The organism is Streptomyces sp. NPDC048337 (assembly GCF_043201175.1).
GTDB lineage: Bacteria > Actinomycetota > Actinomycetes > Streptomycetales > Streptomycetaceae > Streptomyces.
The window spans coordinates 14,273-39,032 of record NZ_JBICYR010000007.1 but is presented as its reverse complement, the minus strand read 5'-3'; the positions used below and the strand labels follow the sequence as shown (position 1 = coordinate 39,032).

The following is a 24,760-nucleotide window of genomic DNA, read 5'->3' as shown; positions in this document are numbered from 1 at the left end:
CGGACCCCGCGCACAGGCCCACAGCGCCCCGGGAACGGCCCTCCAGGCCGCCCCCGGGGCGTTTCCCGTACGGGGGGGGCTATTCCTCCGAGATCGTCGGGCCGCCGACCGGGCCCGGGCCCGGGGCCAGCAGATCCGTTTCCTCGAAGACCAGCAGCGTGCGCGTGGAGAGCACCTCCGGGATGGCCTGGAGGCGGGTCAGGACCAGCTCGCGCAGGGTGCGGTTGTCAGGCGTGTGGACCAGCAGCAGGACATCGAAATCCCCGCTCACCAGCGCGATGTGCGCGGCGCCCGGGAGCTCGCGCAACTGCTCGCGGACCGTGCGCCAGGAGTTCTGGACGATCTTCAGGGTGATATAGGCGGAAGCGCCCTGGCCCGCGCGTTCGTGGTTGACCCGGGCGGTGAACCCGCGGATCACCCCGTCGTCGATGAGCCGGTTGATCCGGGCGTAGGCGTTCGCCCGCGAGACGTGCACCTGTTCGGCCACCGAGCGTATCGACGCACGGCCGTCCGCCTGGAGCAGCCGCACGATGGACCGGTCGATCGGATCCAGGGGGCGTGGCGGAACGGGAGGTACCGGTGGGGTACCCGGGGTAGCCCCCGGCGGGACCGGTGCGGAACCACCTCCGGCCATTTGTTCATCCGGCATTGGCCGATGCCTCCCTCTCCTGGACGTCCTGCACCCATCCCAGGGCCCCGGCGCCAGTTTGTCCACAGCCTGGAGCCGCATGTAGCCAAATTGCGCGGACAACCGAACAATCGGTAGGTGAGGCGCCTCACACCCGTGCGCCACCCTGCCCGCTTCCCACGAGGAGGTGTACGCCGCCATGACGGTCCAAGAGCTGCCCGGTGCCGGTGCGTCCCACCGACCCACCCCGCCGCCCGCCTGGAGGCCCCGTACGGATGCCGCCCCGCTGCTCCCGGACCCCGAGCCCTACCGGGTGCTGGGCACTCCGGGAGCAGACCGGCTCGACCCGGCGCTGATGCGCCGCTGCTACGCCGAGCTGGTGCGCGGACGCCGCTACAACGCCCAGGCCACCGCGCTGACGCGGCAGGGCAGGCTCGCCGTCTACCCCTCCACCGTGGGCCAGGAGGCCTGCGAGATCGCGGCCGCGCTGGTCCTGGAGGACCAGGACTGGCTGTTCCCGAGCTACCGCGACACCCTGGCGGCCGTGGCCCGCGGGCTCGACCCCGTACAGGCGCTGACCCTGCTGCGCGGCGACTGGCACACCGGCTACGACCCGCACGAGCACCGGATAGCCCCGCTGTGCACCCCGCTCGCCACCCAGCTGCCGCACGCGGTGGGCCTGGCGCACGCGGCCCGGCTGCGCGGCGACGACGTCGTCGCCCTGGCCATGGTCGGCGACGGCGGCACCAGCGAGGGCGACTTCCACGAGGCGCTGAACTTCGCCGCCGTCTGGCAGGCGCCGGTGGTCTTCCTCGTCCAGAACAACGGCTTCGCGATATCCGTCCCGCTCGCCAAGCAGACCGCCGCCCCGACGCTGGCCCACAAGGCCGTGGGCTACGGAATGCCCGGCCGGCTGGTCGACGGCAACGACATCGCCGCGATGCACGAGGTGCTGACAGAGGCGGTCCGGCGGGCCCGGGCCGGCGGCGGGCCGACCCTGATCGAGGCCGTCACGTACCGGATGGAGGCCCACACGAACGCCGACGACGCCACCCGCTACCGCGGCGACGCCGAGGTCGAGGCCTGGAAGGCGCACGACCCGGTGGAGCTGCTGGAGCGCGAGCTGACCGCGCGCGGGATCCTCGACGAGGCGGGCATCCAGGAGGCGCGCGACGCCGCCGAGACGATGGCCGCGTCGCTCCGCGAGGGCATGAACGCGGATCCGGTGCTGGACCCGATGGACCTCTTCGCGCACGTCTACGCGGAGCAGACCGGCCGACTGCGCGAGCAGGCCGCGATGCTGCGCGCCGAGCTGGAAGCCGAGGGCCAGGAGTGACGACGGTGGCGGCGAAGTCCGCGAACCCGGGGGTCAAGCCGGCGACGATGGCGCAGGCCCTGACCCGGGCGATGCGCGACGCGATGGCGGAGGACCCGACGGTCCACGTGATGGGCGAGGACGTCGGGACGCTCGGCGGGGTCTTCCGGATCACGGACGGGCTCGCGAAGGAGTTCGGCGAGGACCGGTGCACGGACACCCCGCTCGCGGAGGCCGGGATCCTCGGCGCGGCGGTCGGCATGGCCATGTACGGGCTGCGGCCGGTGGTCGAGATGCAGTTCGACGCGTTCGCCTACCCGGCCTTCGAGCAGCTGATCTCGCACGTGGCGAAGATGCGCAACCGCACGCGCGGCGCGATGCCGCTGCCGATCACCATCCGGGTGCCGTACGGCGGCGGGATCGGCGGCGTGGAGCACCACTGCGACTCCTCCGAGGCGTACTACGTGGCCACGCCCGGCCTGCACGTGGTGACCCCGGCGACGGTCGAGGACGCGTACGGGCTGCTGCGCGCGTCGATCGCGAGCGACGACCCGGTGGTCTTCCTGGAGCCGAAGCGGCTCTACTGGTCGAAGGCGGAGTGGAATCCGGAGGCCCCCGCCGCCGTACCGGGCATCGGCAAGGCCCTGGTCCGGCGGGCGGGCACGAGCGCGACGCTGATCACCTACGGGCCTTCGCTGCCGCTGTGCCTGGAGGCGGCCGAGGCGGCGCGCGAGGAGGGCTGGGAGCTGGAGGTCGTGGACCTGCGCTCCCTGGTCCCGTTCGACGAGGACACGGTCGTGGAGTCCGTACGCAGGACCGGCCGTGCGGTGGTGGTCCACGAGGCCGGCGGCTTCGGCGGACCGGGCGCGGAGATCGCCGCTCGCGTCACGGAGCGGTGCTTCCACCACCTGGAGGCGCCGGTGCTGCGGGTGACGGGCTTCGACATCCCGTATCCGCCGCCGATGCTGGAGAAGCACCACCTGCCGGGAGTGGACCGGATCCTGGACGCCGTGGCCCGCCTGCAGTGGGAGAACTGATGCCGCAGGTAATGGAGTTCAAGCTCCCCGACCTCGGGGAGGGCCTGACCGAGGCCGAGATCGTGCGCTGGCTGGTGGCGGTGGGCGATGTCGTCGCCGTCGACCAGCCGGTCGTCGAGGTCGAGACGGCCAAGGCGATGGTGGAGGTGCCCTGCCCTTACGGCGGCGTCGTCACCGCCCGCTTCGGCGAGGAGGGCCAGGAGCTGCCGGTCGGGGCTCCGCTGATCACCGTGGCGGTGGGGGCGGTGGCGCTCCCGGAGGCGCCGGCGGCCGAAGCCGAAGGCTCCGGCAGCCTGCCCCGGCCCCTGATCGGTTACGGCACGGACCACTCGCGCCCGGCGCGTCGGCGACGGGTGCGACCCGTCACCGCCGAGGTCGCGGCGCCGGTGGTTCCTGCCGCGCCCGCCGTGGCGCCGGCCGGCCCGGTGGCGGTGATCTCGCCGCTCGTGCGGAAGCTGGCCAAGGACAACGGGGTCGACCTGCGCGCGCTGCGCGGGTCGGGGCCCGAGGGGCTGATCCTGCGGGCGGACGTGGAGGCGGCGCTGCGGACGCCGGAGCCGGTGGCGGCTGCCCCGATCGCCCAGGGGGAGCGGATTCCGCTCAAGGGCGTGCGGGGCGCGGTCGCCGAGAAGCTGTCGCGCAGCCGCCGGGAGATCCCGGACGCCACCTGCTGGGTCGACGCGGACGCCACCGAGCTGATGGCGGCACGGGCCGCGATGAACGCGGTGGGCGGCCCCAAGATCTCGGTGCTCGCGCTGCTGGCCCGGATCTGCACGGCGGCGCTCGCCCGCTACCCGGAGCTCAACTCCACGGTGGACCTGGCGGCGGGCGAGATCGTCCGGCTCCCGGCCGTCCACCTCGGCTTCGCCGCGCAGACCGATCGGGGCCTGATGGTGCCGGTGGTCCGCGATGCCCAGAGCCGCAATCCCGAGTCCCTGTCGGCGGAGTTCGCCCGGCTGACGGAGCTGGCCCGGGCCGGGAAGCTGTCCCCGGCCGACCTCACGGGCGGGACGTTCACGCTGAACAACTACGGGGTGTTCGGGGTCGACGGCTCGACGCCGATCATCAACCACCCGGAGGCGGCGATGCTCGGCGTCGGCCGGATCATCGCGAAGCCGTGGGTGCACAACGGCGAGCTGGCCGTCCGGCAGGTCGTGCAGCTGTCGCTGACGTTCGACCACCGGGTCTGCGACGGCGGCACGGCGGGCGGCTTCCTCCGCTACGTAGCCGACTGCGTCGAATCCCCGGCGGTCCTGCTGCGCAGCCTGTAGGTCCAGGGCCGCTGCGCGGAGCCGGTCCGCGCAGCGGCAACCCCCCCGTCAGGGAAGCGGCGGCGGGGTCCACGTCGCGTGGGTGAGGATGGCGCGGAGGGTGGCTCCCGAAGGGGCCAGGCGCAGGGCCGTGTTGCGGGCCCGCACCGCCACGGGGTGGGACAACTGGTGGCCCAGGCGGCCGGCACGGCGGGCCGCCCGCGCCACCCCCGACGCCCGCGGCCGGCGCACGGCGTCGTAGCGGGCCAGCGCCGCCTCCACCGAAGGCCCGGCGGCCAGTTCCGCGGCCAGGACCACCGCGTCCTCCAGCGCCTGGCAGGCCCCCTGCCCCAGATTGGGCGTCATGGCGTGCGCCGCGTCCCCCAGCAGCGCCACCCGCCCCACCGCGTACGAGGGCAGCGGCGCCACCAGTTCGGACACGTCGTGGTGCAGGACGTCCTCGGGCCGGGTCGCGGCCAGCAGGGCGGGGACGGGGTGGCGCCACCCCCCGAAGCGGGCCCGGAGCACGGACAGCGGGTCCGCGTGGCGGACCCCCGGCGGGGAGGCCAGCACCGCGTGCCACTCCGCCCGCCCGTCGGCGAAGCCGATGTGGCCGAACTCCGCCCCCGGCCCCCACGTCAGCTCGAAGTCCGTGTCCAGGGCCACCGGTTCTGCGGTGATCGCACGCAGCACGGTCGACCCGCTGTGCACCGGCCCGGGGTGCTCGGGGAAGAGTTCCGCCCGGATCCCGCTGCGCACCCCGTCGGCGGCCACCAGCAGATCGGCGCCGTCCCCGGCGGACAGCGCACCGACCCCGGTCCGCAGGCAGGACGCCGGGAGCGCCTCCCGCAGCAGCCGGTGCAGCTCCGCCCGCGGGATGCCGGTCATCGGGATGCCGAGGGCGCGTTCGAGGGCCGCGCCGTCCATCCGGGAGAGCCAGGCCCCGTCGGGCGTCCGGGTCCCGCCCGTGTACTGCCGGCGCGCGGCCTCCCGTACGGCCCCGCCCACGCCCAGCGCGTCCAGTGCGCGGATCCCGTTGGCGGCGAGCGAGATCCCGGCGCCCGCGTCGTCCAGGACGGCGGCCCGCTCCAGTACGGTCACCTCCCACCCCGTGCGGTGCAGTCCGATGGCGGCTGCGAGCCCGCCGATGCCCCCGCCGACCACCACGGCCCTTTTGCCCGTGCCCATGCCCATCACCCAGCCCCCTTCTTTCTACAGATGTAGAAGTCCTGGGGCGCAGCGTACTCCGCGCCTTCTACAGGTGTAGAAATGGGGGGTGAGCGAACAACGCCGAACCGTCCTGGCCGACGCGGCCATCGAAGTCCTGGCCGACGCCGGCATGCGCGGGCTGACCCACCGCGCCGTGGACCGGGCCGCCGCGCTGCCGCCCGGAACCACCTCGGCCTACTTCCGCACCCGGGCCGCCCTGCTGACCGCGCTCGTACGCCGCCTCGTGGCCCGGGACCAGGCCGAACTGCAGGCCGCCGGAGCGGCCGCCCCGCCCCTGCGCACCGCGGCCGAGCTCGTCGACGGCTTCGCCGCCCTGGCCCGGCTCCGGCTGACGGGGGAGGGCCGGCGCCGCTCCCTCGCCCGCTACACCTGCGCCGCCGAGAGCGTCCGCGATCCGGAGCTCCGCGAGATCCTGGTCCCGCGCGACAACGCCGGCCGGGAGGCCGTACGGGCCTTCCTGGCCGCGCACGGCTCCGGCGGCGACCCGGACGCCCGCACCCACACCCTGCTGTCCTGCGTGGACGGGCTGATCCTCGACCGGCTGCTGACCGGCGCCGAGACCGTCGACCGCGACGACCTGGAGGGGCTCGTCGCCGCCGCCCTCAGGCCGTGAGCAGCAGCTTGCCCACGTGGCTGCTCGACTCCATGACCCGGTGCGCCTCGGGCGCCTGGGCCATCGGGAACGTCGCGTGCACCACCGGCCGCACCCGCCCCGCCGCCACCAGCGGCCACACGTGCTCCCGTACGGCCGCGACGATGGCCGCCTTCTCCTCCAGCGGGCGGGCCCGCAGCGTGGTGGCGGTGATCGCCGCACGCTTGGCGAGCAGCGCGCCGAGGTTCAGCTCCGCCTTCACCCCGCCCTGGAGCCCGATGATCGCCAGCCGGCCGTTCACGGCGAGGGCGTCCACGTTCCGGGACAGGTACTTGGCGCCCATGATGTCCAGGATCACGTCCGCCCCGGCCCCGCCCGTGGCCGCCTTCAGCTCCGCCACGAAGTCCTGCTCGCGGTAGTCGATCAGGATGTCGGCGCCCAGCTCCTTGCAGCGCGCGAGCTTCTCCGGGCCGCCCGCCGTCACCGCGACGGTCGCGCCCACCGCCTTGGCCAGCTGGATCGCCATCGTCCCGATGCCGCTGGACCCGCCGTGCACCAGCAAGGTCTCGCCGGGCCGCAGCCCGGCCACCATGAACACGTTCGACCACACCGTCGTGACGACCTCGGGCAGCGCGGCCGCCGTCACCAGGTCCACGCCCGCCGGCACCGGCAGCAGCTGGCCCACCGGGACGGCCACCTTCTGCGCGTACCCGCCGCCGCTCAGCAGGGCGCACACCTCGTCGCCCACCGCCCAGCCGGACACCCCCGCCCCGATCGCGGCGATCCGCCCCGAGCACTCCAGGCCCGGGTGGCGGGAGGCGCCGGGCGGGGGGTCGTAGAACCCCTGCCGCTGGAGGATGTCGGCGCGGTTCACGGCGCTCGCCGCGACCTCGACGAGGACCTCGCCGTCGCCCGCCACCGGATCGGGTACGTCGGTCCAGACGAGGGCCTCGGGCCCGCCGGGCTGCTCGATGGTGATCGCATGCATGGCCCGGAGGCTACCGCCAACCGGCCGGGGCGGAACAGCAACTACTCGGTGGGCCCCAGCGTCACCGGCGGCGAGGACTGCGGCGCCGCCCGCACGATGGTGATGAGACGGTCCGTCAGCTGGAGCGGGCTCGCGTGCGGGTCGTGGTACGGCAGCAGCCGGTGCCCGCGCAGCACGCTCACCACCAGATCGTCCGTGTCCCGGACGGACTTGCCCACCTCGGCGCGGTTGACGGGGCGTTCGATGAGATCGAGGCCGCTGCCCGACTGGATCAGGTCCTCCATCACGGTGCCCGCGCTCGGGCTGATCACCGACAGGCCCAGCAGCCGGCCGGCCGCGCTCGCGCTCGTGATGACCGCGTCCGCGCCCGACTGGCGCAGCAGCGGAGCGTTCTCCTCCTCGCGCACCGCCGCGACGATCTTCGCGCCGCGGTTGAGCTGCCGGGCCGTCAGCGTGACCAGTACCGCCGTGTCGTCCCGCTGGGTGGCGATGACGATCTGACGGGCCTTCTGGAGCTCGGCGCGCAGCAGTACGTCGGAGCGGGTGGCATCGCCGACCACACCCGTGAAGCCCTCCGCGTTGGCCATGTCGATCACCTTGGCGCTGGGGTCGACGACGACGACCTGTTCCTTGGAGAGGCCGGTGGCCAGCAGCGTCTGCAGGGCCGAGCGGCCCTTGGTGCCGAAGCCCACGACGACCGTGTGCTCACGCAAGTTCTTCCTCCAGCGGTTCAGCCGCCACTCTTCCCTGGTCCGTTCGGTCAGGACCTCCAGGGTGGTGCCGACCAGGATGATCAGGAACAGCACGCGCAGCGGGGTGATCAGCAGGATGTTGACCAGCCGCGCGCTGTCGCTGTACGGGACGATGTCGCCGTAGCCCGTGGTCGAGAGGGTCACGGTGGCGTAGTAGACGCAGTCGAGGAAGTCGACCTTGTCATTGGCATTGTCGTGGTAGCCGCCGCGGTCCAGCCACACGATCACGACCGTCAGCGCCATCACGAACAGGGCCATCAGCAGGCGCCGGGTGACCTGCCGCAGCGGCTTCTCCACGATCCGCTTGGGCAGCTTGATGCGCCGGGAGACGAGTTTCTCGTCGGCGCCGCGGGCCATGGCGTCCGAGCCGTGAAGTTTCACGTGAAACATCCTCCGGAGGCCCACGGCAGATCGAGGATCTCCAGGTCCTGCCCGGCCCGTGCCCCGTGCGGCGGTACGACGGCCAGCGCGTCGGCGGCCGCCACGCCGCGCAGCATCGCGGGACCGTTGTAGCGCAGGGGCACCGCGTGCTCGCCGCTCAGCATTACCGGGACCAGCCGGGTGTCGTGCGGGTGGCCGGGCACGTCGTCCTGGACCGTGGCGGTGTAGCGGGGGCGCCGGCGGCGGCCGGCGAGGGCGCGCAGCAGCGGTTCGGCGAGGGTCAGCAGCCCCGAGACTGCGGCGAGCGGGTTCCCGGGCAGCCCGACCAGGTGCCGTCCCTCGGCCCGGTCGCCGATCCGGGCCAGCAGCATCGGATGCCCGGGCCGTACGGCCACCCCGTCGACGAGGAGTTCGGCTCCGGCCCGCGCCAGTACGGGGTGGACGTGGTCGACGGGCCCGGAGGCGGTGCCGCCGGTGGTGACGACGACATCGGCGGCGGAGGTGGTGACGGCCTGGAAGAGGGCCTCGGCCCCGGCCGGGTCGTCGCCGAGCCGCCGCGTGCCGATGACCTCGGCGCCGAGGCGGGTGAGCCAGGGGCCGAGCATGGGGCTCAGCGCGTCGCGGATCAGGCCGTCGTGCGGGCGGCCCGCGGTGAGCAGCTCGTCGCCGAGGACCAGGATCTCCACGCGGGGCCGGGGCCGGGTCGCCAGCTCGTCGTACCCGGCGGCCGCGGCGAGGCCGAGGACGGCCGGGGTGACCAGGGAGCCGGCGGGCAGCAGCAGGTCGCCGGAGCGGCACTCCTGGCCGCGCGGGCGGATGTCCTGGCCGGTGAGGACGGGCCGGTCGGCGAAGAGCTGGGTCCCGCTCTCGCGGCAGTGCTCGCTGCGGATCACGGCGGTGGTGTCCGCGGGGATCCGGGCACCGGTGGCGATCCGTACGGCCTCGCCGTCCGCGAGGGGCTCGGGCCGGTCGGAGCCGGCCAGCACCCCGCCGCCCGCCCGGACGCTCCACGGACCGGGACCGGCGACGGCCCAGCCGTCCATGGCGGAGGTGTCGAAGGACGGCAGATCGGTCAGGGCGTCCAGGTTCGCGGCCAGCACCTCGCCCAGGGCTTCGGCGAGGGGCACCCGATGGGTGCGGGGCCGCACCCCGGCCCCGGCGTGGACGGCCGCTTCCCGGGCCTGGGGCCAGGCGCTCGCGCGGTGGCCCCCGGCGCCGCCCTCGGGGGAGCGGCTGACCAGGGCCAGGGCCTCCTCCAGGGCCTGCTCGGCCGTGGCCCGCGCCGGCGGGGTGGCGGAGCCCGGGGAGGAGCCGGTGGTGGATGCGGAGCCGGCGGCCCCGGCCAGGGACTGGTCCAGGGCGCCTTCGGCATCGGTGGGGGTCATCCGGAGCCGTTCTGTTGGGGGTCGGCGGCATCGGCCTCCGCCTCGGCGGCCCAGCGCAGCGCCAGGTCGGCGGCCTTGCGGGAGGCCTCGGCCACGGCCCGGGCGGGATCGGCCCCGGCGGCCTCGGCCTGGGCGGCCGCGTAGCCGACCAGGAACGTGGTCAGGGGGGCGGCGGGCCGGTCGACGCCGTGGGCGGCGTCACGGGCGAGGTCGAGCAGGGCCTTGACGTCGACGGTGACGTCGATGCCCAGCTCGTTCTTGACGGCGGTGATCCATTGGTCCAGCACGGTTCCATGCTCCCTGATCCGGGCGCGGGCGGCGGCGAGATCGTCCCAGGTGTCGCAGTCGAAGGAGGCGAACGGCTGCGCCACGACGCGGGTGAGGTCCAGTTCGGCGGTGAGGCCGCGCAGCGGGAGCCCGGTCAGCCGCCCGTGCTCGGTGGCGAGCAGGGCGATCTCCCGGCGCAGCGGCTCGGCCCGATAGGCGGCGACCAGCGGCTGGTCCTTGCCGTCCGGGTCCCGCAGCAGGGCCCCCTCGGCGGCCCCGACACCGTCCAGGAGAGCCCGTACGGTCTCCCGGTCCAGGAACGGCAGATCGGCGGAGAGTACGAGGACCAGCTCGGCCGTGGTCTGCCGCAGCCCGGCGTCCAGCGCGGCCACCGGGCCCCCGCCGGGCGGCTCCTCGCGGGCCCAGCGCACCGGGCGCGCGGTGGCCCGGCGGCCGCCGACCACGACGGTGGTCCCGGCGTCCGCGCAGGCGTCGAGGACCCGGTCGAGGAGGGCGCGCCCGCCGACGCTCAGCGCGGGCTTGTCGGCCCCGCCGAGCCGCCGCGCGGCGCCGCCGGCCAGCACGATCGCGTCGTAGCTCATGCCCCCGAGTATGCGGCGGCCATGTCCCCTCCGGGGAGCCCCACTTACCTGCCGTTTATCCGCCGGACCGGGAGTCCGCCGGCCGGGTGGAGGGTTCCGGGGGTTCCTCTGGCACCGGAATGCGGGCGATGAAGGGGCCCGCCGCCAGGGCGGCCGCGGCCGCGACGAGGGAGACCAGGCCGCCCGCGTAGAGCACCCAGCGGACGCCCCAGTGCTCGGCGAGCCGTCCGGCGAGGAGCGCGCTCAGCGGGGTCGTGCCCTGGAAGACCAGGGTGTAGAGGGCCATGACCCGGCCCCGGTAGCGGGGGTCCGAGCCGAGCTGGACGCGGTGGTTCGAGGCCTGCGCGAAGTACATCATCGCGAAGCCGGTCAGCCCGAGGAGCAGACAGGCCGCGGGCAGGTTCGGGGCGAGGCCCGTGACGGCCTCCAGGGCGCCGAAGGCCAGCGCCGAGCCCGCCACGACCGGGGCCGTCGGCCGCCCCCGCCGGGCCGTGGTCACGAAGGCCGCCAGCAGCGAGCCGGCCGCGAGCGCGCTGCTCAGCAGTCCGAAGGCGGTGGAATCCGTGTGGAACTCCGTCTTGGCCAGCAGGGGCAGGGTGAGCTGGAAGGTGTAGCCGACCAGGCCGAGCACGCCCACCAGGGCCATCGGCAGCATGATGTCGGGACGCCGGCGGATATAGCGCAGCCCGTCCACGACCCGGGCCCGGCCCGGCCGCGCGGCCGCCCGGTGGAGCTCCGACGGCCGCATCATCACCACGCTGACCACGGTCGCCAGATAACTGACGGCGTTGATCAGCACCACCGCGCCGACGTCGAGGCGGGCGATGAGCAGGCCCGCGACGGCCGGCCCCACCACCCGCGCGACGTTGAAGTACGCGGCGCTCATCGCCGACGCGTTCGGCAGCAGCTCGCCGCCCACCATCTCGCTCACGAAGGAGATGCGGGTCGGCGCCTCGACGGAGTTCACGGTGCCGAGGGCGAGCGCGAACAGCCAGATGTGCCACAGCCGCACCTCCCCGATCAGCACCCACAGCCCCAGCGCCAGCGCGAGGACCGCCGCCGCCAGGTTCGCGAGGATCAGCAGGTGCCGCTTGTCGTACCGGTCCGCCAGCCGTCCCCCGTACAGCGTCAGCAGCAGGACGGGCGTGAACTGCATCGCCGTCACCACGCCCAGCGCGGTGCCCGAGTCCCCCGACAGGTCCAGCACCAGCCAGTCCTGGGCGACGACCATCATCCAGGTGCAGGTGGCGGACAACACCTGCCCGAGGACGAACAGCCTGAAGTTGCGCACCGCCAGCGACTGGAAGGTGCGCTTCAAGGTCTTCACGTTCGGTCGGTTCCCCTTCAAGAGCACGGCCGCGCCCGCACGACGAAGGCGGGCCCGGACCACGCTGGGCGTGATCCGGGCCCGCCTTCATCCTGCCGAAACGGTCGGTCAGAGGTAGGGACCCGAGCGGACTGCGCCGTGTCCGTCGTCGTCGTCGGTCGGGGCGCCGGGCGGGAGGGCGCGGCGCATCTGTTCCAGCTGGGCCCGCGCCGCCATCTGCTGCGCGAACAGGGCCGTCTGGATGCCGTGGAAGAGGCCTTCCAGCCATCCCACCAACTGCGCCTGCGCGATGCGCAGTTCCGCTTCGGAGGGGATGGCCTCCTCCGTGAACGGGAGGGACAGGCGCTCCAGTTCCTCCACGAGCTCCGGGGCCAGGCCGTCCTCGAGCTCCTTCACCGAGGCGGCATGGATGTCCTTGAGCCGGACCCGGCTCGCCTCGTCGAGAGGCGCGGCACGTACCTCTTCCAGGAGTTGCTTGATCATGCTTCCGATGCGCATGACCTTGGCGGGCTGTTCGACCATCTCCGTCACCGGGACCTCGCGCGACTCGTCATCGGCGCCGCCGACCGCCATCCCGTCCTGTCCCACGATCAGGACGTGCGGGGGACTGTCCTGCGACCGTTCACTCCTCGGCATCTCCATGCCGTCATTCTCTCGCACACCTTCGTACTCACACGGTGTGCCCCCGTACAGGCGTGATCCACCCTGTACGGGGGCACCGGGATTGGCCCGGGTGGAGCAGCCGGGCTAGCCGGCGGCCCGCCGCGCGAGCGCCCCGCCGGACCGGGTGACCAGGGCGGCCAGCAGTGCCGCGCCCACCGGGACGAGGACCAGCAGCCCGGCGAGGGTCCCCCAGGGCATCGCGATCGGCACGTAGATCTCGGTGCCCGCGGACTCGTACCCCATGGAGACGGCCCGCTCGAGGAACCGCTGCATCTCGCGCTCCTGGACGAGCCGCAGTCCGACCGCGGGCAGGATGCCGGCCGCCGAGCCCAGGAGGACGCCCATCAGGGCGATCACCCCGCACTGGAAGCCGCTCAGCGTCCGCCGCACCCGCGGGGGAGCGCCGACCGCGGCGAGGGTCTTCAGATCGGCCTCGGCGTCGGCCTGGGCGAGCCCGGTGGCGATGCCCGCCGCGCCGATGGTGACCAGGCCGGCGAAGAGGGTCAGGGCGAGCATCTCGATGCTGTTGGTCCCCTGGTAGCCCTGCTCGATCCTGACCCTGGCGTCCACGCCCATCCGGTCGAGGACCCCGTCCAGTCGCTGGCGCTGCTCGCTGGCGGGCATGCCGTCGAGCGCGAAGTACGAACCGAACGGGGCCGTCGCCAGCCCGGCGGTTTTGGCCGTCGCGGTGGGCAGGATCAGCTTGAAGCCCCAGCCGTTGACGCCCTCGGGCACCTGGTAGACGGGCAGGACCTTGTCCTCGCCCGGCTTCTCCAGGCCCTTGCCGCGCGCGTTGTCGGCCGCGTCCGGGTCGGTGATGAGCCGGATGGTGACCTTGCCGTCCTTCACGTTCTGCTTGTCGAAGGAGACGGGCTTGCCCGAGTTCAGGGCGGCCACGGCGCCGGGGTCGGTCACGGCCAGCGCGGTCAGCAGCTTCTCGTCGGCGACGACCGCTTCGTTCTCCACGTAGTTCCGGTGCCGGGGCTGCGCGCAGCGCGGGTCCTTGCGCAGCTCCTTGGCCTGCGCCGGGGTGAAGTCGGAGGGCCCGTGCGGGGATTCGGAGAGCGGACAGCGCTGCTCCTTGGGCACGATGATCTCGGCACGCCCGCAGCCGGTCTCCCTGGAGTACGTGTCACAGCCGGGCCTGCCGACCACCAGGCGGTCCACATCGGCCCGTACGGACAGCGAGAACTCCTTGGACAGGGCCTCGCGCACGGCCGGGACGTCCTTGTAGGAGCTGTTGTCGGCGACCTCGATCACCCCGGTGTGGTGCGGCAGGGCGGCGACGTACTCGTGCCGGGCCTGGACGTCCTTGCTGTGCTGGTACGTCGCCACCGCGACGGTGCCGGCCACGGCGGCCAGGACCGCGGCCACGGCGGGCGCCGTACGCCCCCGGTTGCGCACGGCGTCGCGCAGCGCGAGCCGCGGGGACAGCGGCATCCAGCGTCCGATCCGCCCGAACAGGCCGACCAGGACCGGGGTGAGGGCGACCACGCCGAGCTCGGCGATGGCGCTGCCGCCCGCGACGACCAGGGAGCCCGTCTCGGACACCGTGCCGTACAGGGCGATGGCGGCGCCGCCCGCGACGGCGATCAGGCCGAGGACGGGCAGCACCCGGTTGGCGCGCCGGACGCCGCGGCGCCCGGTGAGGGAGGCCAGCACGGTCTGCCGCGAGGCGGTGATCGCGGGGACGATGGCGGCGAGCAGGCCCGTCACCACGGCGAGCAGGGCGATGGCGGCCAGCTCCAGCGGGCGGAGCTCGAACCCGCCCCAGCGCAGCCCGAGGTACTCCTCCAGCAGCGGCCGCAGTCCGAGGGTGAGGGCGATGCCGATGGCGGTGCCGGCGACGGCGGCAGCGGCGCCGATGACCAGGCCGCCGGAGAGCACGATGGCCCGGATGTGCTGCCGGTCGCCGCCGTTGGCGCCGACGAGCCCGAGCTGGCGGCGCGAGCGCCGGGCGCCGACCGCGAAGGCGGGTCCGGCGAGCAGGCAGATCTCCAGCATGGCGAGACCGACGACGGTGGCCAGCACGGCCATTTCGACGGCGTTGGCCGAGCCGCCGCCGAACCGGTCCTTGGGCTCCTGCGCGTACAGCGGCACCTCGGAGTCGGCGGGCTTGTGCAGGGCGACGGCCCGCGAGATGACGAGCAGGCCCTTGGCGTTGGCCTCCTTGACCATGTTCCACGTGAAACCATCGGCGCCGCCGACCTTCACGAGGTACTTGTCATCGGCTCGCACTCCGGGCGCCCCGGCGGCCTGCAGGGCCTTGTCGAGCGGGGTGAGCAGGGTGCCCGGCGGGGCGATGAGCTGTACGTCCTTGAGGGCGCTGGGCAGTTCGTACGCGCCCACGATCTTGTACTCGTGGTCCGTGCCCCGCGGGTTGACGCTGGAGCCGACGAAGTAGCCGGACTCCTTCAGGAAGGCGGTGGTGGCGATGACCTCGCCCGCCTCCTCGGGCAGCCGGCCCCGCAGGAGCGTGAACCGCCCCTTCACCAGCGGGCTGTGCGTGTCGATCTCGCGCAGGACGGTGTCGAGGAGCCCGTGCGTGGTGCGCAGTTTGGCGTACCCGGTGCTGTCCTTGACGACCTCGGCACCGGCCGGGAGCGACTGCGGCAGCAGCTGCGGGTCCTCGTCCTTGGACGGCGGCTCGTACGACTCGTAGCCGCCGACCGGCGCGGAGCGGTCCCCGCCGGGGCTCTGGTAGATCGGCACGTTCATGTGGGAGACGCTGAGCTCGGCGTCCGCGGCGCCCAGGCGGCGCTGGAGGTCCTGCTCGACGGAGAGTTCGGCGCTGCGCATCGTCAGGTCGGCGGCGCTCACGCCGACGATCGGCAGGGCGATCATCGCGAGGACGAGGATGCTGCGGCCCTTGGAGCGCCAGGCGTCGCGGCGGGCTATGCGGATGGCCGCGATCCAGGAGTGGTACCAGGAGATCACTGGCCGGCCGCCTGCCCCGAGAGGAGGGAGTCGGCGTCGCTGCGCAGGGTCTCGTCGACGACGCTGCCGTCGCGCAGGAAGACGACGCGGTCCGCCCAGGCGGCGAAGCGCGGCTCGTGCGTGACGAGGACCCCGGCCGCGCCGGCGTCGCAGCGGGAGCGCAGCAGGGCGAGGACGGATTCGCCGGTCTCGGAGTCGAGGGCGCCGGTGGGTTCGTCGGCGAGGACCAGGCGGCGGTCGCCGACGAGGGCGCGCGCGATGGCGACGCGCTGCTGCTGGCCGCCGGACACCTCGTCGGGGAAGCGGTCGGCGAGCTGCCCCAGGCCCATCTCCTCCAGCGCGGCGAGCGCCAGGACGCGGGCCTTGCGGGCGGCGGTGCCGTCGAGTTCCAGGGGCAGGGCCACGTTCTCGGCGGCGGTGAGGGCCGGGATCAGGTTGTAGTCCTGGAAGACGTAGCCGATGCTGCGGCGGCGCAGCGCGGCCAGCTGCTTGCGGCTGGCCGTGGTGATGTCGGTGCCCTCGACGACGACCCGGCCGCCGGTGGGGGTGTCGAGGCCGCCGGCGAGGGTGAGCAGCGTGGACTTGCCGGAGCCGGAGGGGCCCATGACGGCGACGAGTTCGCCGGGGAAGACGGAGAGGTTGATGCCGCGCAGGGCGTGCACCTCGGTGGCACCGCTGCCGTGGGTGCGGACGAGCTGGTCCAACTGCAGTACGGGCTGCCGGTCGTGGCGCTGGTCAGGCATGAAGGGTCCCCCTGAAGGGTTCAGCCCCGCCGCGTGCGGGCGGTACGGGCTCGGGCGTCGGTCGCTGCGGTGTCGTCGGCCGCGGTGTCGGTTTCGGCGGCCTGGGGTGCTGGGGGCGCGGCGGCTCTCCCGTCGGCCGGCAGGGAGAGCCGTACGAGCCGGGCTTCGCAGTGGTCGAGCCAGCGGGCCTCGGCCTCGGTCTGGAAGATCAGCTGTTCCAGTACCAGCAGCCAGGCCACGTCGTCGCGTTCGCGGGACTGCCCGCTCTCGATCGCGGCGAGCGCGGTGGCCTTGAGCCGGGTGTAGTCCTGCATCGCCTTGATGGTGGAGTGCCGCTGCGCCTGGATGATGCCGCGGATGTCCACGCCGGGGGCTCCCACGGCCATGGCGAGCTTGATGGACAGCTCGTCGCGGGGCGGGTTGGCGCGGTCGACGGGGCGCTCGTACCACTCGCGCAGTTCGGTGCGCCCGGTGTCGGTGATGGCGTAGAGGGTGTGGCCGGCGGAGTCCTCGCCGCCGGGGGCGACGAGGCCGTCGCGTTCCAGGCGGGCGAGGGTGGTGTACACCTGCCCGACGTTGAGCGGCCAGGTGGAGCCGGTTCGGGATTCGAACTCGGTGCGCAGCTGGGAGCCGTACCGAGGACCCCGTTCCAGGAGGGCGAGAAGCCCGTGGCGGATCGACATACCGAGTATGTATACCGAGTATGCTCACGCTCGGCAACCATCCACAGGCGTAGTCCGCAAGGGGGAGGCGCCGGGCCGGACCGGGTTAGAGGCCCCGGCGCAGCCGCATGCCCAGGTAGCCCAGACCCAGTCCCATCAGGGCGAATCCGGTGCCCAGCGGCAGCATGTGCGCGGCCAGGTCGGCGGCCCGCTCATTGGGCTCGGTGCCGTACGCGCTGATCACCTCGGGCGGGGTGGGCATGGCCCGGGGCGGGGCCGGGGGCTCGGTGTGCGGTCGTACGGCCAGCGGCCGCGAGGCCACCAGCATCTCCGGGTTCGCGGGCTCGCCGACGGGCCTGCCGGGGCGGGCCCGCCCGGCCCCGGCGGCGCTGCCGGCCAGGTCCAGGTCGAGGTCGGGGTCCGGGTCGTCCCGTACGACGGCACGCGGCGCGGCGGCGGCGGGCGGGGCGGCGCCGGGGGCAGGGGCGAGGGGCACGGCGCACGCGGCGGCGGCGGGGACGAGCGCGGCGGCGGCCAGCGCGGCACAGGCCAGCGCGCGCGGCAGGCGGAAGCCCTGGATCACGGGGTGCCCCTCCCGTCCCTGGGGTTCCCCCGGGTGAAGTCCGAGGGGAAAGCACGATGTTCCGCTCAGATTTACACAAAGGGACAAAAGCGGCATCCCGGGCACCCCATCGGGGTGCCCGGGATGCCGGTCTGGCGCAGTGCGGAGGCTCCCGCTCCTACTCCGGGTTACCGGTCGACACGATCAGCGTGTAGGTCGTGCCTTCCTTCTCGATCTTCTCGCCGGCCCTCGGGGTCTGGTCGATCACCGTGTCCTTGCCCCACACGGCCTCGTCCTTCTCGACGACGTCGTACTTGCCGCCCGAGGCCTGGATGCAGGCCTTCACGGAGATCACGTCCTTGTACTTGAAGTCCGGCGCCTGGTACTTGCCGGCCTCGCTGAAGTGCTTCTGCGGCTCCTTGCACTTGGACACGTCGATCGTGCGCGTGCGGTCCGGGCCCTTGGATCCGCCCTTGGCGGAGCCGGACGCCGTCGACGCACCCGGGCTCGCGCTGTTCGCGCTGCTGTTGCCCTTGTCCTTGTCGTCGTCCATGTTCAGCGCCGCGATCAGACCGCCCACGGCCAGCAGCGCCACCGCGATCGCACCCACGATCACCGGCGTGTTCTTCTTCGCGCCGGCCCCGCCCGAACCGCCCTGGCCCGTCGAGGTCGCCGGGGAGATCGTGTACGGCGGCGGGGTCTGGGCCGCGTACGGCTGCTGCGGCATCGGCGCGGGCGTGTGCGGGTAGGCATAGCCGCCCTGCGCGTGGGGCTGCGGGGCGGGCGTCGGTGGGCCGTAAGGGCCGGACGCCGGGGTCTGCGTGTACGGCTGCTGCGCCGCCTGCTGCTGCGCCGCCTGGCCGATGTCCTGGAAGATCTGGTTCAGCTGCTGCCCCGTCGAGGGCCGGGCGCCGGAGTCCACCGGCGGGAACACCGCCGAGGACACACCGGCCCCGTTGCCGCCGGTCGTGGCGCCCGGGACGATGACCGGGGCCCCGGTCTGCCCGGAGGCCAGCACCCGCGCGATCTCGTCGCCCATGGCCGCGGCCGTGGGGAAGCGCTCGTTCGGGTTCTTCTTCAGGGCCCGGGCCACCAGCGCGTCCATCGCCGGGGTCACCGACCGGTTGATGGAGGAGGGAGCCACCGGCTCCTCCTGCACGTGCGCGTACGCGATGGCCAGCGGCGAGTCGGCGTCGAACGGGATCCGACCCGTCAGCAGCTGGAAGAGCATGATGCCGACCGAGTACAGGTCGGAACGGGCGTCCACCCCGCGGCCCAGCGCCTGCTCGGGCGACAGGTACTGCGGCGTGCCGACGACCATGCCGGTCTGCGTCATCGAGGTGACGCCGGACTGCATGGCGCGGGCGATGCCGAAGTCCATCACCTTGACGACGCCGCGCTTGGTCATCATCACGTTGCCGGGCTTGATGTCGCGGTGGACGAGCCCCATGTCGTGGCTGGTCTCCAGCGCGGCCAGCACATCGGCCGTCACCTTCAGCGCCTTGTCCGCCGGCATCGCCCCGTACTGCGCGATGTCCGCCTGGAGCACGGAGCCGAGCGGCTGGCCCTCCACGTACTCCATGACGATGTACGGCATCACGGCGCCGTCGAACTCGTCCTCGCCGGTGTCGAACACGGAGACGATGTTCGTGTGCGACAGTTTGGCTACAGCCTGGGCCTCGCGCCGGAAGCGCTCGCGGAAGGACTGTTCCCGGCCCAGCTCGGTGTGCAGGGTTTTGATCGCGACCTGGCGGTCGAGCGCGGTGTCGTACGCGAGGTACACCGCGGCCATGCCGCCCTCGCCGAGCAAATCCCTTAGCTGGTAACGGCCGCGGGCCAGGGAACCGCCTGCGTACCGGCCCTGAGTGCCGTCCTGGCTCATGACTGTTGCTTCCCCTCGAGCTGCGTATGTCGCGCCCAGTCTGCCGGAGGGCAAGCACACGTCAAGCCAGGTGCCCGTTCCGTGACCACACGGGCACAGGGCGCCCATGTCCGAACGGCGACCTGTTCCGAGGCTGTAGCGTTCACCGGAGCACCGAGAAGAGACCTACCGCTGAGCGGCGGCCAAGAGAGACGACGGCGAGGACTGATGGCACCCGAACCCGAGGCAGACGGCGCCGGGATGGCCGAGGACCCTTCGCACTGGGGGGCCGGCGGTCTGGTGGGAGACGGCCGTTACCGGCTGACCCACCGGCTGGGCCGCGGCGGCATGGCCGAGGTCTTCGCCGCCGAGGACGTACGGCTGGGCCGCACCGTGGCCGTGAAGCTGCTGCGCGCGGACCTGGCCGAGGACCCGGTGTCCAAGGCCCGCTTCACGCGCGAGGCGCAGTCGGTCGCCGGGCTCAACCACCATGCGGTCGTCGCCGTGTACGACTCCGGCGAGGACAAGGTCGGCCCGAACACGGTCCCGTACATCGTGATGGAGCTCGTCGAGGGCCGCACCATCCGCGATCTGCTGATCAGCGCCGAGGCCCCCGGCCCCGAGCAGGCGCTCATCATCACCTCGGGCGTCCTCGAAGCGCTCGCGTACTCGCACCAGCACGGCATCGTGCACCGTGACATCAAGCCGGCGAACGTCATCATCACCGACACCGGTGCGGTGAAGGTGATGGACTTCGGCATCGCCCGCGCCCTGCACGGTGCGCAGTCGACGATGACTCAGACCGGCATGGTCATGGGCACCCCGCAGTACCTGTCGCCCGAACAGGCCCTCGGCAAGGCCGTGGACCACCGCTCCGACCTCTACGCGACCGGCTGCCTGCTGTACGAACTGCTCGCGCTGCGGCCCCCGTTCACCGGTGAGACCCCGCTGTCGGTGGTCTACCAGCACGTGCAGGACGCCCCGGTGCCGCCCTCGCAGCTGCCGGAGGGCCACCAGATCCCGCAGGAGCTCGACGGCCTGGTCATGCGCTCGCTGGCCAAGGACCCGGACGACCGGTTCCAGAGCGCCGAGGAGATGCGCGGGCTGGTCCAGTACGCGCTCCAGATGCTGCACGACCAGGGTCCGAACACCGGCACCTGGAACACCGGCCCGGTCACCATGGCCCTGCCGCACGGCCGGGGCGGGGCGGCGGCCACCACGGCCATGCCCGTGAGCGGGACCGGCGGGCAGCGGAAGTACCCCTCGAACGCCAACACCTCGCAGTTCCAGCAGCCGATGGTGCCCCCGCTCAACCCGGACGACGGCTCGGCCTTCCCCGGCGGGGGCGGCCACGGCCAGAACGGGCACGGCGGCGGCTACGACGGCTACGAGGACCGGGGCGGCAGCCGCTGGAAGATGTGGCTGTTCGCGGTGCTCGCCATCGTCGCGGTCGCGGCGGGCGTGGCCTACGCGGTCAACAGCGTGGGCGGCAAGGAGAAGCCGAACGGCCCGACGGCCCCGATCTCGAGCTCCAGCGGGCAGCCGAGCACCTCGGCCTCCCCGGATCCCTCGTCGTCCCAGTCGAGCCATGACGAGAGCCCCAGCTTCACCCCGCCCACGTCGAGCCGCAGCAGGTCGCAGAGCTACACCCCGTCGACCTCCGCGTCGGCGTCCGAATCGGCCTCCGCTTCGGCCTCCGCCTCGGCGTCCGCGTCGAAGTCCTCGTCCCCGCCGCCGTCGAAGTCCACCTCTCAGTCGCCGCCGCCCGCCAAGACCGGGGAGCCGGACGTCGGACGCGGCGCCGACGAGGAGTGACGTGTGACCTACGGGAACGGGCCCGGCGGAATGGAATCCGCCGGGCCCGTTCCCGTGGGTCAGAGCGCGTGCTGGTATTGCCGGTCCGGATTCCCCGCCAGCGAATGCACGGTGACGAACTGGGGTTCGATCCGCATGTAGACGGGGTCGAAGACCTCGCCGTCCACGAAATGCGGACCCGGACCGAAGAGTTCCAGTTCTGCGGTGGCCGGTTCGACGATCTGTGCGGTCCCGGTGAACTGGACCGACCACAACCGGGGATCCCGGGAATTGAAGTTGTCGGCCCCGTACGCCACCACACTGCCGTTGCAGGCCTGGTGGTAGCCGAAACCGGAGTGCATTCTCAGCACGACCTTGCCGTCCACCACGATGTGGCGGGCGAGGGCGAGGAAGGGCAGCGCGCGCATGCTGGTGGCCACTCGGCCGTACGGCACCCGGCTCAGCAGTTCGATGGCGTGGAGTTCCTCTGGGGACATGCCGTCCACTGTCGTGTACCGACAGCGTGCCGGGAAAGAGGAGCCCGCCCCGACGATCGGGGACGTTGGTCCCGAATGAAACACCCCGGGGCGGGCCACCCGTCCCGGGTCGCTCAGGTGCGCTTCTCGGCCTGGAGGCGGGCCACGTAGGCGGCGGCCTGGGAGCGCCGCTCCATGCCCAGCTTGGAGAGCAGGCTGGAGACGTAGTTCTTGATCGTCTTCTCGGCCAGGTGCAGCCGCTCGCCGATGACGCGGTTGGTCAGGCCCTCGCCGATCAGGTCGAGGATCTTCCGCTCCTGCTCGGTGAGGTTGGCCAGCCGGTCGTCGCCCTTGCCGCCCTTGCCGTCCCGCAGCCGCTCCAGCACCCGCGCGGTGGCCACCGGGTCCAGCAGCGACTTGCCCGCCGCCACGTCCCGTACGGCGCTGAGCAGCTCATTGCCGCGGATGGCCTTGAGTACGTAGCCCGAGGCGCCGGCCATGATCGCGTCGAACAGCGCCTCGTCGTCGGCGAACGAGGTCAGCATCAGGCACTTGATGTCCTCGTTCTGGGAGCGGACCTCGCGGCAGACCTCCACTCCGCTGCCGTCCGGCAGCCGCACGTCGAGGACGGCCACGTCGGGGCGGGTGGCGGGGATGCGGACCAGGGCGTCGGCCGCCGTACCGGCTTCGCCGACGATCTCGATGTCCTCTTCGACCGACAACAGCTCGTGAACACCCCGACGTACCACTTCGTGGTCGTCCAGGAGGAATACCTTGATTTTTCCGTCTTCGCGCACGAAGTCAGTTTCACACACTCACCCCTTCCCTGCCGGAGTTACCCGGGATAACGTGCCGGTGTTCCCGGCCCCTGCAAGGCTGTGACCAGTGGTTGTTCCCGCTTCCGTGGATTTACTTGGATATCCAAGCAAAATCGCAGGTCAAACGGGGTTTCGCAGTAATGCGGCGCACTGGGTAACGTGCATTGCGCAGGGCACTCGCCGGGGCACCTGTCACGCCTGAATCCGTACACAGCGCGCACCCACCCCGTGCGCGGGTACAGAGTCAGGTGAGCCGCACTGGACCCCGGAGAACCCGGGTGCCGGACCGACGGAGGAGCACACGTGACCGTGGAGAGCACTGCCGCGCGCAAGCCGCGACGCAGCAGCGGCACCAAGCGGGCGGCAGGCGCGGCAAACGCCGCCAAGCCCGCCGCTGCCACCGCGCAGACGCAGGACGCTGAACCTCAGCTCGTACAGCTGCTGACGCCCGAAGGGGACCGGGTAGACAACGCAGACAATGCGGAATTCGCCCCCTTCGTCGCCGACATCACCACCGAGGACCTGCGCGGGCTGTACCGCGACATGGTCCTGACCCGCCGTTTCGACGGCGAGGCGACCGCCCTGCAGCGCCAGGGCGAACTGGGCCTGTGGGCCTCGCTCCTCGGCCAGGAGGCCGCGCAGATCGGCTCAGGCCGTGCGCTGAACGACGAGGACTACGTCTTCCCGACCTACCGCGAGCACGGTGTGGCCTGGTGCCGCGGGGTCGACCCGACCAACCTGCTCGGGATGTTCCGCGGTGTGAACCACGGAGGCTGGGACCCGAACACCAACAACTTCCACCTGTACACGATCGTCATCGGCTCGCAGACGCTGCACGCGACCGGCTACGCGATGGGCGTGGCCAAGGACGGCGCGGACTCCGCGGTCATCGCCTACTTCGGCGACGGCGCGTCCAGCCAGGGCGACGTGGCCGAGGCCTTCACCTTCTCGGCCGTCTACAACTCCCCCGTGGTGTTCTTCTGCCAGAACAACCAGTGGGCGATCTCCGAGCCGACCGAGCGCCAGATGCGCGTGCCGCTCTACCAGCGCGCACAGGGCTTCGGCTTCCCCGGCGTCCGCGTCGACGGCAACGACGTCCTGGCCTGCCTGGCCGTGACCCGCTGGGCCCTGGACCGGGCCCGCCGCGGCGAGGGCCCGACCCTGGTCGAGGCGTTCACGTACCGGATGGGCGCGCACACCACCTCCGACGACCCGACGAAGTACCGGCGGGACGAGGAGACGCAGGCCTGGGAGGCCAAGGACCCGATCCTGCGCCTGAAGGCCCACCTGCTCGCCACCGGCGGCGCCGACGAGGCGTTCTTCGCGGAGCTGGAGACGGAGAGCGAGGCGCTGGGCAAGCGGGTGCGCGAGGCCGTACGCGCCATGCCCGACCCCGACACCATGGCGATCTTCGAGAACGTCTACGCGGACGGGCACGCGCTCGTCGACGAGGAGCGCGCGCAGTTCGCGTCCTACCTCGCGTCCTTCGAGGGTGGGGAGTGACCACCATGGCCATCGAGAAGATGTCTATCGCGAAGGCGCTCAACGAGTCGCTGCGCAAGGCCCTGGAGACGGACCCCAAGGTCCTGATCATGGGCGAGGACGTGGGCAAGCTGGGCGGTGTCTTCCGGATCACCGACGGCCTGCAGAAGGACTTCGGCGAGGAGCGGGTCATCGACACCCCGCTCGCCGAGTCGGGCATCGTCGGCACGGCGATCGGGCTCGCGCTGCGCGGCTACCGGCCGGTGGTGGAGATCCAGTTCGACGGGTTCGTCTTCCCCGCGTACGACCAGATCGTCACGCAGCTCGCGAAGATGCACGCGCGGGCCCTGGGCAAGATCAAGCTGCCGGTCGTCGTACGCATCCCGTACGCGGGCGGCATCGGCGCGGTCGAGCACCACAGCGAGTCCCCGGAGGCGCTGTTCGCGCACGTGGCGGGCCTGAAGGTGGTCTCCCCGTCGAACGCGAGCGACGCGTACTGGATGCTCCAGCAGGCGATCCTCAGCGACGACCCGGTGATCTTCTTCGAGCCGAAGCGGCGCTACTGGGACAAGGGCGAGGTCGATGTCGAGGCCATCCCCTACGAGCTGCACAAGGCACGCGTGGCGCGCGAGGGCTCGGACATCACCCTGGCGGCCTACGGCCCGATGGTGAAGGTCTGCCTGGAGGCGGCGGCCGCGGCGGCCGAGGAGGGCAAGTCGGTGGAGGTCGTCGACCTGCGCTCGATGTCCCCGGTCGACTTCGACGGGATCCAGGCGTCGGTGGAGAAGACCCGCCGGCTCGTGGTCGTCCACGAGGCGCCGGTGTTCCTGGGCGTGGGCTCGGAGATCGCCGCCCGCATCACGGAGCGGTGCTTCTACCACCTGGAGGCGCCGGTGCTGCGCGTGGGCGGTTTCCACGCCCCGTACCCGCCGGCCCGCCTGGAGGACGAGTACCTGCCGGGCCTGGACAGGGTGCTCGACGCCGTCGACCGCTCGCTGGCGTACTGAG

The 24,760-nt window shown here is 72.8% G+C and carries 22 protein-coding genes; 7 read left to right on the top strand and 15 right to left on the bottom strand.

Going from position 1 to position 24,760, the window contains the following annotated elements; all coding sequences use genetic code 11:
- Positions 1–79: 79 nt before the first annotated feature.
- Positions 80–649 carry an Lrp/AsnC family transcriptional regulator gene (locus ACGFYU_RS13870; RefSeq protein WP_393827518.1) on the bottom strand — a complete coding sequence of 190 codons (570 nt, stop codon included), beginning with the start codon at positions 647–649 and terminating at the stop codon, positions 80–82.
- Between the two features lie 178 nt (positions 650–827).
- On the opposite strand from ACGFYU_RS13870, the gene pdhA (ACGFYU_RS13865) reads away from it, so the two are divergent.
- From pdhA (ACGFYU_RS13865) to ACGFYU_RS13855, 3 genes are read left to right on the top strand one after another with little or no spacing between them, the layout of a single operon-like run.
- Positions 828–1,964: a pyruvate dehydrogenase (acetyl-transferring) E1 component subunit alpha gene (gene pdhA / locus ACGFYU_RS13865; protein WP_393827517.1), complete on the top strand. Its 1,137-nt coding sequence runs from the start codon at positions 828–830 to the stop codon at positions 1,962–1,964.
- A gap of 47 nt (positions 1,965–2,011) precedes the next feature.
- Positions 2,012–2,980 (top strand): alpha-ketoacid dehydrogenase subunit beta, encoded by a 969-nt coding sequence (locus ACGFYU_RS13860; RefSeq protein ID WP_393827766.1) that lies wholly within the window; start codon positions 2,012–2,014, stop codon positions 2,978–2,980.
- Positions 2,980–4,251 (top strand): dihydrolipoamide acetyltransferase family protein, encoded by a 1,272-nt coding sequence (locus ACGFYU_RS13855; protein ID WP_393827516.1) that lies wholly within the window; start codon positions 2,980–2,982, stop codon positions 4,249–4,251. The genes ACGFYU_RS13860 and ACGFYU_RS13855 overlap by 1 nt, the downstream gene beginning before the upstream one ends.
- A gap of 48 nt (positions 4,252–4,299) precedes the next feature.
- On the opposite strand, the gene ACGFYU_RS13850 is transcribed toward ACGFYU_RS13855, so the two are convergent.
- Positions 4,300–5,418, bottom strand: a complete 1,119-nt coding sequence (locus ACGFYU_RS13850) for an FAD-dependent monooxygenase (RefSeq protein ID WP_393827515.1) — start codon at positions 5,416–5,418, stop codon at positions 4,300–4,302.
- Between the two features lie 88 nt (positions 5,419–5,506).
- Between ACGFYU_RS13850 and ACGFYU_RS13845 the strand changes: the two genes are divergently transcribed.
- Positions 5,507–6,073, top strand: a complete 567-nt coding sequence (locus ACGFYU_RS13845) for a TetR/AcrR family transcriptional regulator (protein ID WP_393827514.1) — start codon at positions 5,507–5,509, stop codon at positions 6,071–6,073.
- Here the strand turns inward: ACGFYU_RS13845 and ACGFYU_RS13840 are convergent.
- The 11 genes from ACGFYU_RS13840 to ACGFYU_RS13790 form a co-directional block, all read right to left on the bottom strand.
- Positions 6,063–7,040 (bottom strand): NAD(P)H-quinone oxidoreductase, encoded by a 978-nt coding sequence (locus tag ACGFYU_RS13840; RefSeq protein WP_393827513.1) that lies wholly within the window; start codon positions 7,038–7,040, stop codon positions 6,063–6,065. The genes ACGFYU_RS13845 and ACGFYU_RS13840 overlap by 11 nt on opposite strands.
- Positions 7,041–7,081: 41 nt before the next feature.
- Positions 7,082–8,182 (bottom strand): potassium channel family protein, encoded by a 1,101-nt coding sequence (locus ACGFYU_RS13835; RefSeq protein WP_393827512.1) that lies wholly within the window; start codon positions 8,180–8,182, stop codon positions 7,082–7,084.
- Entirely contained in the window at positions 8,170–9,558 is a 1,389-nt protein-coding gene (locus tag ACGFYU_RS13830) for a molybdopterin molybdotransferase MoeA (RefSeq protein ID WP_393827511.1), read from the bottom strand. The genes ACGFYU_RS13835 and ACGFYU_RS13830 overlap by 13 nt, the downstream gene beginning before the upstream one ends.
- Positions 9,555–10,427, bottom strand: a complete 873-nt coding sequence (locus tag ACGFYU_RS13825) for an NTP transferase domain-containing protein (RefSeq protein WP_393827510.1) — start codon at positions 10,425–10,427, stop codon at positions 9,555–9,557. Before ACGFYU_RS13825 ends, ACGFYU_RS13830 begins: the two co-directional genes overlap by 4 nt.
- 55 nt (positions 10,428–10,482) lie before the next feature.
- The gene (locus ACGFYU_RS13820) at positions 10,483–11,754 is read right to left on the bottom strand and encodes an MFS transporter (RefSeq protein WP_393827509.1); all 1,272 of its coding nucleotides are present in this window, start codon (positions 11,752–11,754) and stop codon (positions 10,483–10,485) included.
- Positions 11,755–11,862: 108 nt separating this feature from the next.
- Positions 11,863–12,396 (bottom strand): bacterial proteasome activator family protein, encoded by a 534-nt coding sequence (locus ACGFYU_RS13815; protein WP_393827508.1) that lies wholly within the window; start codon positions 12,394–12,396, stop codon positions 11,863–11,865.
- A gap of 105 nt (positions 12,397–12,501) precedes the next feature.
- Positions 12,502–15,354, bottom strand: a complete 2,853-nt coding sequence (locus ACGFYU_RS13810; protein WP_393827507.1) for an ABC transporter permease — start codon at positions 15,352–15,354, stop codon at positions 12,502–12,504.
- Positions 15,351–16,097 (bottom strand): ABC transporter ATP-binding protein, encoded by a 747-nt coding sequence (locus ACGFYU_RS13805; RefSeq protein ID WP_393827506.1) that lies wholly within the window; start codon positions 16,095–16,097, stop codon positions 15,351–15,353. The genes ACGFYU_RS13810 and ACGFYU_RS13805 overlap by 4 nt, the downstream gene beginning before the upstream one ends.
- A 20-nt stretch (positions 16,098–16,117) precedes the next feature.
- Positions 16,118–16,780, bottom strand: a complete 663-nt coding sequence (locus ACGFYU_RS13800) for a PadR family transcriptional regulator (RefSeq protein WP_393827505.1) — start codon at positions 16,778–16,780, stop codon at positions 16,118–16,120.
- Between the two features lie 85 nt (positions 16,781–16,865).
- A complete protein-coding gene (locus ACGFYU_RS13795; RefSeq protein ID WP_393827504.1) occupies positions 16,866–17,342 on the bottom strand; it encodes a hypothetical protein in 477 nt (158 codons plus the stop codon).
- Positions 17,343–17,499: 157 nt separating this feature from the next.
- A complete protein-coding gene (locus ACGFYU_RS13790) occupies positions 17,500–19,203 on the bottom strand; it encodes a protein kinase (RefSeq protein WP_393827503.1) in 1,704 nt (567 codons plus the stop codon).
- Between the two features lie 207 nt (positions 19,204–19,410).
- On the opposite strand from ACGFYU_RS13790, the gene ACGFYU_RS13785 reads away from it, so the two are divergent.
- Positions 19,411–20,997: a protein kinase gene (locus ACGFYU_RS13785; protein WP_393827502.1), complete on the top strand. Its 1,587-nt coding sequence runs from the start codon at positions 19,411–19,413 to the stop codon at positions 20,995–20,997.
- Positions 20,998–21,056: 59 nt separating this feature from the next.
- On the opposite strand, the gene ACGFYU_RS13780 is transcribed toward ACGFYU_RS13785, so the two are convergent.
- A complete protein-coding gene (locus ACGFYU_RS13780; protein ID WP_393827501.1) occupies positions 21,057–21,473 on the bottom strand; it encodes a pyridoxamine 5'-phosphate oxidase family protein in 417 nt (138 codons plus the stop codon).
- A gap of 113 nt (positions 21,474–21,586) precedes the next feature.
- Positions 21,587–22,249, bottom strand: coding sequence for a response regulator (locus ACGFYU_RS13775; protein WP_393827500.1), 663 nt, complete (start codon positions 22,247–22,249; stop codon positions 21,587–21,589).
- A 324-nt stretch (positions 22,250–22,573) separates the two neighbouring features.
- On the opposite strand from ACGFYU_RS13775, the gene pdhA (ACGFYU_RS13770) reads away from it, so the two are divergent.
- A complete protein-coding gene (gene pdhA / locus ACGFYU_RS13770; RefSeq protein WP_393827499.1) occupies positions 22,574–23,773 on the top strand; it encodes a pyruvate dehydrogenase (acetyl-transferring) E1 component subunit alpha in 1,200 nt (399 codons plus the stop codon).
- 5 nt (positions 23,774–23,778) lie between these two features.
- Positions 23,779–24,759, top strand: a complete 981-nt coding sequence (locus tag ACGFYU_RS13765) for an alpha-ketoacid dehydrogenase subunit beta (protein ID WP_393827498.1) — start codon at positions 23,779–23,781, stop codon at positions 24,757–24,759.
- Position 24,760: the final 1 nt, after the last annotated feature.